The 14,856-nt window shown below is 50.1% G+C and carries 9 protein-coding genes; 8 read left to right on the top strand and 1 reads right to left on the bottom strand.

The features are described 5' to 3' along the window. The first annotated feature begins 111 nt into the window (after positions 1–111). From nifJ to DXB70_RS05985, 3 genes are all read left to right on the top strand, one after another. Positions 112–3,648 (top strand): pyruvate:ferredoxin (flavodoxin) oxidoreductase, encoded by a 3,537-nt coding sequence (gene nifJ / locus DXB70_RS05995; protein ID WP_106999935.1) that lies wholly within the window; start codon positions 112–114, stop codon positions 3,646–3,648. 287 nt (positions 3,649–3,935) lie between these two features. Next, on the top strand, positions 3,936–4,859 hold the full coding sequence (locus DXB70_RS05990; protein ID WP_106999934.1) for an alpha/beta hydrolase: 924 nt from the start codon (positions 3,936–3,938) through the stop codon (positions 4,857–4,859). A gap of 145 nt (positions 4,860–5,004) precedes the next feature. Next, positions 5,005–6,402 carry a nucleobase:cation symporter-2 family protein gene (locus DXB70_RS05985; protein ID WP_106999933.1) on the top strand — a complete coding sequence of 466 codons (1,398 nt, stop codon included), beginning with the start codon at positions 5,005–5,007 and terminating at the stop codon, positions 6,400–6,402. 146 nt (positions 6,403–6,548) lie between these two features. Here DXB70_RS05985 and DXB70_RS14130 read toward each other — a convergent pair whose 3' ends face one another. Beyond that, a complete protein-coding gene (locus tag DXB70_RS14130; RefSeq protein WP_182448421.1) occupies positions 6,549–7,673 on the bottom strand; it encodes an NTP transferase domain-containing protein in 1,125 nt (374 codons plus the stop codon). A 148-nt stretch (positions 7,674–7,821) separates the two neighbouring features. Between DXB70_RS14130 and DXB70_RS05975 the strand changes: the two genes are divergently transcribed. The 5 genes from DXB70_RS05975 to dprA all read left to right on the top strand — a co-directional run bounded on the left by DXB70_RS05975 (position 7,822) and on the right by dprA (position 14,850). Further along, positions 7,822–8,685, top strand: a complete 864-nt coding sequence (locus DXB70_RS05975; RefSeq protein ID WP_118672871.1) for an FAD binding domain-containing protein — start codon at positions 7,822–7,824, stop codon at positions 8,683–8,685. A 59-nt stretch (positions 8,686–8,744) separates the two neighbouring features. Continuing rightward, on the top strand, positions 8,745–9,221 hold the full coding sequence (locus DXB70_RS05970) for a 2Fe-2S iron-sulfur cluster-binding protein (RefSeq protein ID WP_118491184.1): 477 nt from the start codon (positions 8,745–8,747) through the stop codon (positions 9,219–9,221). Further along, on the top strand, positions 9,218–11,530 hold the full coding sequence (locus tag DXB70_RS05965; protein WP_118672870.1) for a molybdopterin cofactor-binding domain-containing protein: 2,313 nt from the start codon (positions 9,218–9,220) through the stop codon (positions 11,528–11,530). The genes DXB70_RS05970 and DXB70_RS05965 overlap by 4 nt, the downstream gene beginning before the upstream one ends. A 341-nt stretch (positions 11,531–11,871) precedes the next feature. Next, a complete protein-coding gene (locus tag DXB70_RS05960) occupies positions 11,872–13,515 on the top strand; it encodes a YifB family Mg chelatase-like AAA ATPase (protein ID WP_118672869.1) in 1,644 nt (547 codons plus the stop codon). A gap of 102 nt (positions 13,516–13,617) precedes the next feature. Beyond that, positions 13,618–14,850, top strand: a complete 1,233-nt coding sequence (gene dprA / locus DXB70_RS05955) for a DNA-processing protein DprA (RefSeq protein ID WP_347474946.1) — start codon at positions 13,618–13,620, stop codon at positions 14,848–14,850. The last annotated feature ends 6 nt before the right edge of the window (positions 14,851–14,856 follow it).

Raw genomic sequence — 14,856 nt, 5'->3', positions numbered from 1 at the left:
TTGCATTTTGACGAGAATTTGTTATAATATTATCAGGTAAATTTCCAGGACAATCTATTTGGGGAGATTTATTACTGAATACATTCACTATCAATAGGAGGAATATTCATTATGGCAAGAAAGATGAAAACCATGGATGGAAACCACGCAGCAGCGCATGCTTCTTACGCATACACCGACGTGGCAGCTATCTATCCGATTACCCCTTCTTCTCCGATGGCTGAGGCTACCGATGAATGGGCAACAGACGGAAGAACCAATATTTTCGGCCACACAGTTCAGATTACAGAGATGCAGTCTGAGGCAGGTGCAGCAGGTGCAGTACACGGATCTCTGGCAGCAGGTGCGCTGACAACCACGTACACCGCTTCCCAGGGTCTGCTTCTGATGATCCCGAACTTATACAAAATTGCAGGTGAGCAGCTCCCGGGCGTATTTAATGTTTCTGCTCGTGCACTGGCCAGCCATGCGTTATCCATCTTTGGTGACCATTCTGATATTTATGCGTGCCGTCAGACAGGCTGCGCGATGCTGTGTGAATCCAGCGTACAGGAAGTTATGGATTTAACCCCGGTTGCACATCTGGCATCCATCAAGGGCAAGATTCCATTCATTAACTTCTTTGATGGTTTCCGTACATCCCATGAGATTCAGAAGATCGAGACCTGGGATTATGAAGATCTGAAAGATATGGCAGATATGGATGCAATCGATGCATTCCGTAAGAATGCACTGAACCCGAACCACCCGTGTCAGCGCGGTTCTGCTCAGAACCCGGATATCTTCTTCCAGGTAAGAGAGGCTTGCAACCCGTACTACGATGCACTTCCGGCGATTGTTCAGGAATACATGGACAAGGTCAATGAGAAGATTGGCACAGACTACAAGCTGTTCAACTACTATGGCGCTCCGGATGCAGAGCACGTTATCATCGCAATGGGTTCTGTCAACGATACCATCGAGGAGACGATCGATTACCTCGTAGCAGCTGGAAAGAAAGTCGGCGTTGTAAAGGTTCGCCTGTACCGTCCGTTCGTAGCCAGCGCACTGGTAGACGCTATTCCGGATACAGTTAAGCAGATTTCCGTATTAGACCGCACCAAAGAGCCAGGTTCCCTTGGCGAGCCGCTTTACCTTGATGTAGTAGCAGCATTAAAGGGTACAAAATTCGATCAGACTCCGATCTTCACAGGTCGTTACGGACTTGGTTCCAAGGATACTACACCGGCTCAGATCGTAGCTGTATATGAGAATACAACCAAGAAACAGTTCACCATCGGTATCGTAGATGATGTTACCAATCTCTCCCTGGAGCTTGGCGCACCGCTTGTTACCACTCCGGAAGGAACTGTAAACTGTAAATTCTGGGGTCTTGGTGCCGACGGTACTGTAGGTGCAAACAAGAACTCCATCAAGATCATCGGCGATAACACCGATATGTACGCACAGGCTTACTTCGATTATGACTCCAAGAAATCTGGTGGTGTTACAATGTCCCACCTTCGTTTCGGTCATAAACCGATCAAATCCACCTACCTGATCCACAAGGCAAACTTTGTTGCCTGTCACAATCCAGCTTACATCCGTAAGTACAACATGGTTCAGGAACTGGTTGACGGCGGTACATTCCTGTTAAACTGCCCGTGGAACATGGAAGAGCTGGAGCAGCACTTACCGGGACAGGTTAAGAAGTTCATCGCTGACCACAAGATTAAATTCTACACCATCGACGGTGTTAAACTGGGTATCGAGACCGGTATGGGTCCGACCCGTATCAATACCATCCTTCAGTCTGCATTCTTCAAGCTGGCAAATATTATTCCGGAGGAGAGAGCGATCGAACTGATGAAGGCTGCTGCAAAGGCAACCTACGGTCGTAAGGGCGAAGATGTTGTTAAGAAAAACTGGGCTGCTATCGATGCAGGCGCTCAGAACGTTGTAGAGATTCAGGTTCCGGAAAGCTGGAAGAACGGCGAGGACGAGGGACTTGAGATGACTCACGCAACCGAGGGAAGAGCAGACGTTGTTAAGTTTGTCAACACCGTTCAGGCTGCTGTCAATGCTCAGGAGGGTAACAACCTGCCGGTATCTGCATTTACCGATTATGTAGATGGTACAACTCCGTCTGGTTCCGCTGCATACGAGAAACGTGGTATCGCAGTCAATGTACCGGTTTGGAATCCGGACAACTGTATCCAGTGTAACTTCTGTTCTTATGTGTGCCCGCACGCAGTTATCCGCCCGATCGCGATGACCGAGGAAGAGGCTGCTGCCGCTCCGGAAGGAACAAAGACACTGCCGCTTACAGGTATGCCGCAGTACAAGTTCGTGATGACTATTTCTTCCCTGGATTGTACCGGATGTGGTTCCTGTGCAAATGTCTGCCCGGGCAAGAAGGGTGAGAAAGCACTTACGATGGTAAGTCTTGACAAGAATCTGGAGGCTCAGAAGGGTTATGACTACGGTCAGACACTTCCGATCAAACAGGATGTCATTGATAAATATAAAGAGACAACCGTTAAGGGAAGCCAGTTCAAACAGCCGTTACTTGAGTTCTCCGGCGCTTGTGCAGGATGCGGCGAGACTCCGTACGCAAAACTGATTACTCAGCTGTTCGGCGATCGTATGTACATTGCCAACGCAACCGGATGCTCTTCTATCTGGGGCAACTCTTCACCGTCCACACCTTACACCATGAACAAGGCTGGCAAGGGTCCGGCTTGGGACAACTCCCTGTTCGAGGACAACGCAGAGTTCGGTTATGGTATGCTTCTGGCTCAGAACGCAATCCGTGACGGCTTAAAGGGTAAGGTTGAGGCTGTGATGGCGGCAGAACAGGCGACCGATGAAGTGAAAGCAGCTTGCAAAGAGTGGCTGGATACTTACGGAATCGGTGCATTGAACGGCGCAGCTACCGACAAGCTGGTAGAGGCTCTGGACGGCATCGACTGCCCGAACTGCAAGGATATTGTGAAGAACAAAGACTTCCTCGCTAAGAAATCCCAGTGGGTATTCGGTGGCGACGGTTGGGCTTACGATATCGGTTTCGGCGGTGTTGACCACGTACTTGCTTCCGGCAAGGATATCAACATCATGGTATATGATACCGAGGTTTACTCCAACACAGGCGGACAGTCCTCTAAGGCAACTCCGACCGGTGCAGTTGCACAGTTTGCAGCAGGTGGTAAAGATGTGAAGAAGAAAGATCTTGCTTCCATCGCTATGAGCTACGGCTATGTATACGTTGCCCAGATCTCCATGGGTGCTGATTATGCTCAGACTGTTAAGGCAATCGCTGAGGCAGAGGCATATCCGGGTCCGTCCTTAGTCATTGCTTATGCTCCGTGTATCAACCACGGTATCAAGAAAGGTATGGACAAGGCTCAGACCGAGGAGAAACTGGCGGTAGAGTGCGGTTACTGGCACAACTTCCGTTACAATCCGGCTGCAGAGGACAAGAAGTTCACTCTGGACAGCAAGGCACCGACAGGTGACTACCAGGCATTCTTAAAGGGTGAGGTTCGTTACGCATCTCTGGCTCTGAAGAATCCGGATAGAGCCGGCGCGCTGGATGCAAAGAACGAGGAAGAGGCAAAGGCTAGATACCAGTACCTGAACAAGCTCGTTACTCTGTATACAAACAACTAATGAATCACTGATTCATGAATATATGACATACGATATATAAAACGTATGACTGCAGAAGCTCCGTCTAAAGATGGAGCTTTTGTTGTGTAATAGGGAATTCCCTATTACACAACAAGGCACATTCTTTTTTAGGGGGGAAAATTGTATAATAGAGTGTTTTTGTGGTATCCTGTATATGAAAAGGATCTGAAAATTATATGCTTCAATAAAACAGGAAAATAAAAAATATTTCAGGCAATGTTGAGAGAGATAATTCGATATAGCATTTAGAAAGCGGGGAAATCAGGATGGCACAGGGCAAAGATTTTTATATTCCATTTCAGGATGGGAGCGGCAGAATCCATGGCATCTGCTGGGAGCCGGAGGAAACACCGTGGGCGGTCATTCAGGTGGCGCACGGTATGATCGAGCACATTGGCAGATACGAAGAATTTGCACAGGCGATGAACCGGGCGGGGATTGCGGTCATCGGGCACGATCATCCGGGACATGGACGGACAGCAAAACCAGGGGAATTGGGCGAGTTCGCGGAGAAAAATGGTGTCCGCCGCGTGAACGGTGCGATGGCGCAGGTGGCACGTTTTGCGAAACACAAGTTTCAGGGCATTCCGCATATTCTTCTGGGGCACAGCATGGGTTCGTTTTTTGGACGCCGTTTTATCACGCATTATGGAGAATGGCTGGACGGCGCAATTTTCATGGGAACCGGAAGCCAGCCGGAACCACTTTTGTGGCTGGGCGGAACCGTCGTGGCAGCGGCAGCGTGGCTGGAAGGAAGAAATGGACGAAATGAGCGGCTGCACCAGCTGGTTCTTGGAAGCTATAACCGCTATTTTGAAAAAGGAAAAACGGAACATCAATGGCTGTCGCGCGTGACGGAGGAGGATGAAAAATACGAGGCGGATCCATACTGTCAGTTTTTATTTACCGATGGGGCATTCGTCGATTTTTTCCAGGTCATGCTGGATTTGAAGCGGAAGAGAGGCTTTGATGGAATTCCGAAAAATCTGCCGATTCTGCTGATATCGGGAGAGGAGGACCCGGTCGGAGAAGGCGGACGCGGTGTGCGGCGCGCGATGGAAGATCTGCAAGAAACCGGATGTACCAATGTGGCGATGCAACTTTATCCGGGGGCAAGGCATGAACTGTTTCATGAGATCAACCGGGAAGAGGTATTTGGTGATATTGTGGACTGGGTAAGTAAATTATAAGTAATACTTATAACTTACTTAATGAAAAATAATATACAAATGAAAAAACAATCTTTACAGTTCATATGCTTTTTTTTATAATTGAGAATGTTTTGGAAACTGTGTAAAAAGGTAGTTTTAAATTGGGTACAGGGAGAAAAAATCTATGGAAAATGAAAAGAAATTTACGGGACCTGCCTATGAGTTTGAGGCGAAGATGCCGTTAAAACAGGCGATTCCGCTGGGACTGCAGCACGTGCTTGCAATGTTTGTCGGTAACCTGACACCACTTCTGATCATCACAGGCGCCTGTGGTATCACGGGCGGAAACGATCTGGCACAGCTGCAGATCGAGCTTCTGCAGAATGCGATGCTGGTGGCGGGACTGATCACGCTGCTGCAGTTATTTTCGGTTGGTCCGGTCGGCGGCAAGGTTCCGATTATCATGGGAACCAGCTCTGGTTTCATCGGTGTATTCAACAGCGTGGCGGCTACGATGGGCGGCGGTATTTTAGCGTACGGCGCCATTATGGGTGCTTCGATCATCGGCGGTCTGTTCGAGAGTGTGCTTGGATGCTTCTTAAAGCCGCTTCGCCGATTTTTCCCGTCGGTCGTAACAGGTACGGTCGTTCTTTCAATTGGTCTGTCATTGATCGGGGTCGGCGTCAATTCCTTCGGCGGCGGCAGCTCGGCGCAGGACTTTGGTTCCATGGAAAATATGCTGCTTGCTATTTTTGTCCTGATTGTGATTCTGGCAGTGAAGCACGGAACGAAGGGATATTTAAGTTCTTCCTCGATTCTGGTCGGAATTATTGCCGGTTATGCTGTAGCATTCATCATGGGTCTGGTGCTTCCGCACACGGGCATTGCAGCGGACGGAACCGAATATACCAAAGCATGGGTATTAAACTGGGATAAGGTAGCACAGGCGAGCTGGATCAGCATTCCGCCGATCGTCCCGGTTAAAATTGTCTTTGATATGCGCGCAATTTTGCCGGTTCTTATCATGTTTATTGTAACCGCTGTTGAGACGGTCGGAGATATTTCCGGTGTCGTTGAGGGCGGTATGGACCGTGAGGCGACCGATAAAGAGCTTTCCGGCGGCGTTATCTGCGATGGACTTGGTTCCAGTATTGCGGCGCTGTTCGGTGTTCTTCCGAACACTTCGTTCAGCCAGAACGTAGGTCTGGTTACAATGACAAAGGTAGTCAACCGCATGGCACTTGCAACCGGCGCGGTATTCCTGATTCTGTGCGGTCTGATTCCGAAGCTGGGTGCGATCGTTTCGATCATGCCGCAGTCGGTACTGGGAGGCGCAGCGGTTATGATGTTCTCTTCGATCGTAGTTAGCGGTATTCAGCTTATCACGAAAGAGAAGATGACTTCACGCAACCTGACCATCGTCTCTGTTGCACTGGGTGTTGGTTACGGCATGGGTGCACATGCAACCATCCTTTCCAAGATGCCGGAAGCAATTCAGCTTGTATTCGGCGGATCTGGTATCGTTCCGGCAGCTTTCATGGCGATTATCCTGAATGTGCTGCTGCCGAAGGATGAGGCGTAAGAAATAGGAAGATTAGAAAAAGGTCATAGGTACATAAAAATATAAGATCCATCTATAAAATATGGAATGTATGGCTGAAAGTGATACGTAGATTGATAAAAAGGGACTGGCATCATGCTGCATGTGTGATGTCAGTCCTTATAGTTTTATTCGATTGTTACCAGATTCTCCAGGCGTTTGAGCTCCTCCGGCGTGTCTACATCCATCAATTCCTCCAGCACTTCGGCAGTCACATACTGGACAACGTCCGGATGCTGGCGGAGAACATGGCTTCCGCCAGCTTTTTCCGGCAGATGGAGCAGTTCGTCAAAATATGCCCGGTCGAAGAGAATCGGGCTTCCGACGGTGGTTGAGACGGAAGGTTCGGGAGAAGCCGTCATTTGGATGCTGCAGAGCTGTACAATCGGTGATTTTTCTGCAATTCCTGAATTCTGAGGCAATTTTGATTTCAAAATGGAAAAATCAGAATCTGGGAAAACAGATTCAGAGTGACCTGGTGATATTTTGCATTCGAGATAGCGCCGGCATATCCGTTCCAGTGTCCGTGGACGCAGAAGCGGCTGATCGCCGAGTGCAAAGAGACAGCCTGATAAATCCGGGTGCCTTTTTAACATGTGTGTAAGTCCCAGGCAGAGCGCCTCGTTCCGATTGGGAAGTGTATGAATCAGCACCGGAATTCCCAGGGACTGACAGTAATCGTGAACCTCCCGGGAGCGCGTCACAACGAGACGATCGGCAAAGAGCGGAACAGAACCGGTCACATCCAGAATCGAGTGGATGAGCGGAACACCGTGGAACGAAGCCATGAGCTTGTTTGAGCCGAAACGTTTTCCAAGACCAGAGGCCATGATGATGCAGGCGATCCGGACCTCGTTTGAATTTTGCAAACAAGTGAAAGAGGGCGTTTGTGTTCCAGAAGAGAAAAAAACAGATTTCCGCCTGCAAAAAAATTCTTCATATAATTGTTGCCCACTCTCCGTACATGCATCCCGATATGCCTCATACTTAGCTAGAAACTCCCTCGCCTCCGCCGTCATCTGGCTGCCTCCGCCGCCTTTTCCGCCGATGGTGCGGACGGTCAGTGGAAATCCAAGCGTGGCTTCGGCGGAGCGGATAATCCGAAGTGCTTTTGTATACGCCATATTCATGGACAGAGCGGCGGAGCGGAGCGAGCCGGTTTCATCGATGGCATGAAGAAGCTGACGAGGACCTTCGCCAAAGAAACGATGGTTTTCGTCGTTGCAGAGGTAGGTACGGATGGATGGTTTCATAGTTTTTGTCAAATCCTCCTAATCTTTTCTGGAAAAAGGGGTCTCGTTGTATTTTAAAAATAACAACGGAATTATACCATGTTTTATGCTATAATAAAAGATGGATAATTTTGTTATTTAAGAAATAGATGAAAAAGAGGAAAAACCTATGATGACGATTCGAGAATATAAACGGGTAGAAAGCCTGGAGGAAGCCTGGGAGCTGAATCAGAAAAAAGCGAACCGGGTGATAGGCGGTATGATCTGGATGAAGATGAGCCGGGGCAATGTAGGAACCGCGATTGATATTTCAGGGCTGGGGCTGGATCAGATAGAGGAGACAGAGGATGCGTTTGAGATTGGCGCGATGGTTACCCTGCGCCAGCTGGAAGAACATCCGGGATTGGCGGCATACACAGACGGTGCCATGCGCGAGTCGGTGCGCCATATCGTCGGCGTGCAGCTTCGGAACCTGGCGACAGTCGGAGGCAGTATCTATGGCAGATTTGGATTTTCAGATGTCCTGACGATGTTCCTGGCGATGGACACCGAAGTGGAACTTTACAAAGCTGGACGGATGCCGTTGGTGGAATTTGCAAAACAGATCGGCGGCCGGGACATTTTAGTCAAATTAATTGTCCATAAAGACAAAGCCGTATATCACTACCAGTCCGTGCGGAATACGCAGACTGATTTTCCAGTGCTGACCTGTGCGGCGGCGAAACGGGCGGATGGAGCATATCGTTTTAGCATCGGTGCGCGTCCGGGGCGTGCTGTGTTGTTCGAGGCATCAGCGGAGACAATACAGGCGCTTATAGAGGAAAAGCAAAAGGCTGAAACAAAAGCAGATGCGGATGCCGATACCAGAGAAAAGCAGGACAAGACGCAGACCGGGAAGAAAGCAGTCTGTCTTGCAAAGTGGATCCGTGATCAGGTTCAGACGTCTTCAAATATGCGCGGCAGCGCTGAATACCGGAAACATTTAACCGGTGTTCTGATAAAGCGGGCGGTGCGTGTGCTGGAAAAGTGCTAAACGAAATAGGACAATAAAATGATCGTATAACAGTATGAATATTAGGAGATTCACATATGATGCAGATAACGATTACTCTAAATGGAACGAAGATTTCCCCGGAGATTGAACCGGATACGCTTCTGATTGATCTGGTACGCAGTCAGGGCTGTTACAGTGTCAAGCGCGGCTGCGAGACGGCAAACTGCGGACTCTGTACCGTATTTCTGGATGAAAAACCAGTGCTTTCCTGTTCCGTGCTGGCGGCGCGGGCGGACGGTCACAGCGTGACGACGCTGGAAGGACTCCAGGAGGAGGCAAAAGAATTTGGCGCATTCATTGCCGATCAGGGAGCCGAACAGTGCGGCTTCTGTAATCCGGGCTTTATCATGAATGCGCTGGCGCTGTTCCGGGAAAAAGAGTTCCCGGAGGAGAATGAAATCCGCGAATATCTGGCAGGAAACCTGTGCCGCTGTTCCGGTTATGAAGGACAGCTTCGCGGCATTCTGGCATTTTTAGACTGGAAGAGAGAAAAACAGAAGGAGGCGGCAGAATGAGAGTAGTCAATACTTCTGTACGAAAAAAAGATGCGATGCAGCTGGTAACCGGACAGCCGGTTTACGTGGACGATCTGGCGCCGCAGGACTGCCTGATCGTCAAACTTCTGCGTTCCCCGTATGCGAATGCGATGGTAAAAACGATCAACACCGCGATCGCAATGAAAGTTCCGGGCATCGAGGCAATTTATACCTGGGAGGATGTGCCGCAGGATGCAAAGCGCTACACACAGGCGGGGCAGACATACCCGGAGGCGAGCCCGTATGACCGTCTCCTGATCGACCGCCATGTCCGTTTTCAGGGCGATATCGTGGCGATTGTAGCAGGAAAAGATGAAAAATGTGTCGATAAAGCACTCCGCCTGATCAAGGTACAGTATGAAGTCTTAGAGCCGGTTCTGGATTTCCATACGTCAAAGGACAACCCGATCCTGGTTCACCCAGAGGACAACTGGGAGAGTCTTGCTCCGGTCGGCGCAGACAACAAGCGCAACCTCTGCGCGCACGATGAGTGCGGCAACGGGGATGTCGAGGCGGTTTTAAAGGACTGCGACATCGTGATTGATCATGTATACCACACAAAGCCGTGCCAGCAGACGATGATGGAGACATTCCGTACCTATTGTTCGATCGATACCTACGGAAGATTAAATATTTTAAGTTCCACGCAGATCGTGTTCCACTGCCGCAGAATCGTGGCAAATGCGCTTCATATCCCGAAGTCGATGGTGCGCGTGAGCAAGCCGAGAATCGGCGGGGGGTTTGGTGCGAAGCAGACGGCGGTCTGTGAAGTCTATCCGGCATTCGTTACCTGGATGACGAAAAAACCGTCGAAGCTGATTTATAGCCGGATGGAGGCACAGACGGCGTCTTCGCCGCGCCATGAGATGGAGATGCATGTGCGTCTGGGCGCGATGAAGGACGGCACGATCCGCGGCATCGATCTTTACACATTGTCCAATACCGGTGCTTACGGCGAGCATGGACCGACAACCGTTGGACTGTCAGGACACAAATCGATCCCGTTGTATGGAAGTGTTGAAGCATTCCGCTTTATCAGCGATGTTGTCTATACGAATATCATGTCGGCAGGCGCGTACCGTGGCTATGGTGCGACACAGGGACTTTTCGCGATCGAGTCGGCGGTCAATGAGCTGGCAGACCAGATTCAGATGGATCGCTTTGAGATCCGCCTGAAAAACATGGTTAAAGAGGGCGATCTGATGCCAGCATATTATAATCAGGTTAATACAAGCTGCGCACTCGACCGTTGTGTAAAAAAAGTGCGTGAGATGATCGGCTGGGAAGACAAATATCCGGTGCGTGACATGGGCAATGGCAAGGTCCGCAGCGTCGGCATGGGTATGGCGATGCAGGGATCGGCAATCACGGCGATGGATGTCGGAAGTGCCCGTCTCAAAGTCAACGACGAAGGGTTCTATACATTGTCGCTCGGAGCGGCAGATATGGGAACCGGCTGTGACACGATTCTGGCGCAGATTGCGGCGGAAGTGCTGGAATGCCCAATCGACGCGATCACGGTGCTGGGCGCAGACACGGATTCATCCCCGTATGACTCAGGTTCTTATGCATCGAGTACGACCTATCTGACCGGAAAAGCGACCGAACGGTGTGCGTTGCGCCTGCGTGAGCAGATCTGTAAACTGGGTGCAGAACTTCTGGGCGTCCCGGCGAATGCAGTGGAATTTGACGGAAAAGAGGTATTCACAACCGAAAAAGCCGGGGATGAGACGAAGAAGATCGCTCTGGCTGATATCGCAACGGCGTCCATGTACGGGCATGAAATTCCGCTGGAGGTAACCGAGTCGAGAACCGCCCACATTTCCCCGCCTCCGTTTATGGCAGGTGCGGTTGAGCTTGAGATTGATATGGAGACAGGCGAAACCAGCGTTATTAATTATGCGGCAGCGGTAGACTGCGGTACACCGATCAATCCGAATCTGTCCCGCCTGCAGGTTGAGGGCGGTCTGATGCAGGGAATCGGCATGGCGCTGACGGAAAATATTACCCGTAATGCACAGGGTGGTGTGCGTGAAAATTCCCTGATGCAGTATAAGATTCCGACCCGGATTGACTATGGACATTTAAACGTCGAGTTTGAGAGCAGTTATGAGCCATCTGGTCCGTTCGGAGCAAAGTCGATCGGCGAGATTGTTATCAATACGCCGCTTCCGGCGATTGCTGATGCGGTGTACAATGCAGTCGGAAAACGATTCTATGAGCTTCCGATCACGCCGGAGCAGATTGCACGCGCGGCGGCAGAGAAGCTGGGAGAAGATTTTATTTAAAGAGATAGATTAAAAACAAAAAGCTGCAGCAGAATGTTATATGTTAGCATTTTGCGGCAGCGTTTTGTTTTTTTTGTGCGCACAAGCAATTAATTAGTGTCATAGTTTTAAGCTGTTTTGGCTTGCATTCTGCCGCAGGTCTATATATAATGAAAGAGTGAATATCTATTTTAGGTCTGGTAAATCTGATTTCATGATTCAAATCTATTTATTTTAATTTCAAATCAAATTCAAGTAGAATCTCTTTTATCTCAGGATATCATTAAAAGTATCCAAATTTTAAGCCTGTATGATATGAAAAATACAAGGCAAGGTAAAAAATCAATAATAGGGGGAGATATATGTTCAGTAAAATAAACAGTTTCAGCACCCGCGGCATCGATGGCTACCGGATCACGGTGGAAGTTGATGTGAGCAACGGATTGCCGAGTTTTGTCATGGTGGGCTACCTGGCGGAGGAGGTGCGGGAGGCGCAGGAGCGCGTTCGGACTGCTCTTCGGAATGCGGGGGTTTGCCTACCGCCTAAGCGGATCACGGTCAATTTATCGCCAGCCGGAGTGCGGAAAGAGGGAACGGGGTGTGATCTGGCGATCGCGGCAGGAATTTTGAGGTGCTTGTGGGAACAGGGTGAAAAGGCAAAAATAAGAAAGACGGATGAAACCTGCCCGGAAATGGATGGGATGGAAGATGAGGAGAACAATTCTGCATCGGATTGGGACCAATGGGCGTTTATCGGTGAATTGGGTTTGGACGGCAGCATCAAGCCGTTGACCGGTGTTCTCTCGATGGTCTATGAAGCGCGCCGCTGCGGAATGAAACGGGTTTTTCTATCCGAAGAGAATGTACAGGAGGGACGGGCTGTGGATGGAATCGAGATCGTCGGAGTCCGGGATGTGAAAGCGCTGACGGGGTGCCTGCAGCATCCGGAACAGATTCACGGACAATGGTTCACACCAGATCTGTTTCAGGCGGGACAGGAAGAATTTGACGTTGATTTTGATGAGATCGTCGGACTTCCGCTGGTGCGGCAGGCAACCGAGACGGCAGCAGCGGGGCGTCACAACATTCTCTATATCGGACCGGCTGGAACGGGAAAAACGATGGCAGCTCGGCGTATTCCGACAATTTTGCCGCCGCTTACGCTGGAGGAAAGCATTGAAGTTTCGAAGATATACAGTATCTGCGGTCTCCTGAAGCCAGACACACCGCTGGTTTTGCAGCGTCCGTTCCGCAGCCCGCATCACAGCACGACCGCCCAGGCGATGGCAGGCGGAGGACGAAATCCGAAGCCCGGGGAGATCTCACTCGCCAGTTATGGAACCCTCTTTTTAGATGAGTTAACGGAATTTCAGCCGAAAATTTTGGATCTGCTGCGTCAGCCGATGGAGGAAGGAAGCATAACGGTTTCCCGTCTCAACCAGACGGTTGTATTTCCGGCAAAAACGATGATTGCGGCGGCGATGAATCCCTGCAAATGCGGTTTTTTCCCAGATTTGGGAAAATGCCGTTGTACTCCAACCCAGATCCGCCGGTATCTGAACCGCGTTTCAGGACCATTTTTAGATCGGATCGATATTGGGGTGGAAGTACCGCGGCAGAATTTGGGGATGATGGCTGCAGAGAAGAGTATAGATGAGGGGAGTTTTCCACAGACAGAGCAGAGGAATTCCTCCGCTGCCATGCGCGCCCGCGTCATGGAGGCGCGCGCTCGACAGGAAAAGAGGTTTGCAGACGAATCGATCTCCTACAATAGCCAGATGACCCGCCGCCAGATCGAAGAGTATTGCCGTCTATCCGGGGAAGATGCGGTATTTCTGGAGAAGGTCGAACGGCAGCAGGGAATCAGTGCCAGGGGACACGGAAAGATTTTAAAAGTAGCGCGCACACTTGCCGATCTGGATGGACAGGCGGAGATCGGGCGGACGCAGTTGGCGGAGGCGATTGGATTCCGGAGTTTTGAAAAAAAATATTGGGGGAGTCTCTGAAAAGAAGTATGTCTAAAAGATTGAAAGAATAAAAAGTTTAACAAGGGTTGTAATTGTTATAAGGTAAAAGGCAGCCGATCTGACATATATAGGGGGAAAGATATGGAAATAGGAAAAGAAGAGAGCAATGTACAGAATGCTCAGCTTTCTATGCAGGAACTATATGGAAAAACACAGGAACCGCCACATAAAAAAGTGCCTCTGACAGAAAATATGCAGTATTCCGACCGTGAGCGCATCCATGCCTACTGGCTATCGCGGGTGGATGGAATCGGCGCGGTGACGGCGGCTAAATTATATGAATCCTGCGGCAGTTTTGAGAGAATCTATGAGCGGGTTTTATATAATAGGAAGAAACTGGATCCGTTTATATGTTCCTTTCTCGGAAAGGCTGTGAAAAAGGGGCTGGAGGAAGCGGTTTTGCTCTTCAAACAGCGCGTGGAAGAATACGATAGGCTGGAGAAACAGGGGGTACGTTTCATTCTGTGCGGTGAGGCGGCATATCCGAAGCGCCTGATGCATATCTATGATAAACCGATGTGGCTGTTTGTGCGTGGAACGCTTCCAGAAGATGCGAAACCATCCGCGGCAGTCATCGGGGCGCGCAGCTGTACGCCGTATGGACGACAGGAGGCAGAGTATTTCGGCCGGATTCTGGCAGAAAATGGCGTGCAGGTAGTGAGCGGCATGGCGCTGGGGATCGATCAGGCGGGGCATAAGGGCGCGATGGATGGCGGCGGACTGACGTATGCCGTGATGGGCTGTGGGATTGACACCTGTTATCCGCCATCCGGCATCCGGCTGCATGCGCGCATCCGTGAACAAGGCGGCATATTGTCAGAATATGGACCGGGTGTACCGCCGACGGCATCCCATTTTCCAATCCGGAACCGGATCATCAGCGGACTTTCCGACCTGGTGCTGGTCGTGGAAGCACGAAAAAGAAGCGGCTCCCTGATTACGGCGGATCTGGCGCTGGAGCAGGGAAAAGAGGTATTTGCGCTGCCGGGACGGCGCATCGATCCGCTCAGTGAGGGCTGCAACCGGCTGATTGCACAGGGAGCGGGGATCGTGACGAAACCGGAGGATGTGTTGGATTTCTTCCATATAAAATGTAAAAATTCTTGTAAAAAAACAATAAAATCAGTAAATGCACTTGCCAAGTCGGAAAAAATGGTGTATAGTTGCCTAGATTCACAACCGAAACATCTGGAAGCGGTCATGAAAAGCTGTGGGGTGACAGCAGGGGAATGCATGACTGCGCTTTTGAATCTGGAAATGCAGGGATTGATCCTGCAGCCAATGAATCAATATTACGTTAGGAAGATTGTATAGAGGTCT

Origin of the sequence: Clostridium sp. OM05-5BH, assembly GCF_003481505.1 — a bacterium.
GTDB lineage: Bacteria > Bacillota > Clostridia > Lachnospirales > Lachnospiraceae > Otoolea > Otoolea fessa.
This window is presented reverse-complemented; position numbering and strand designations above follow the sequence as displayed.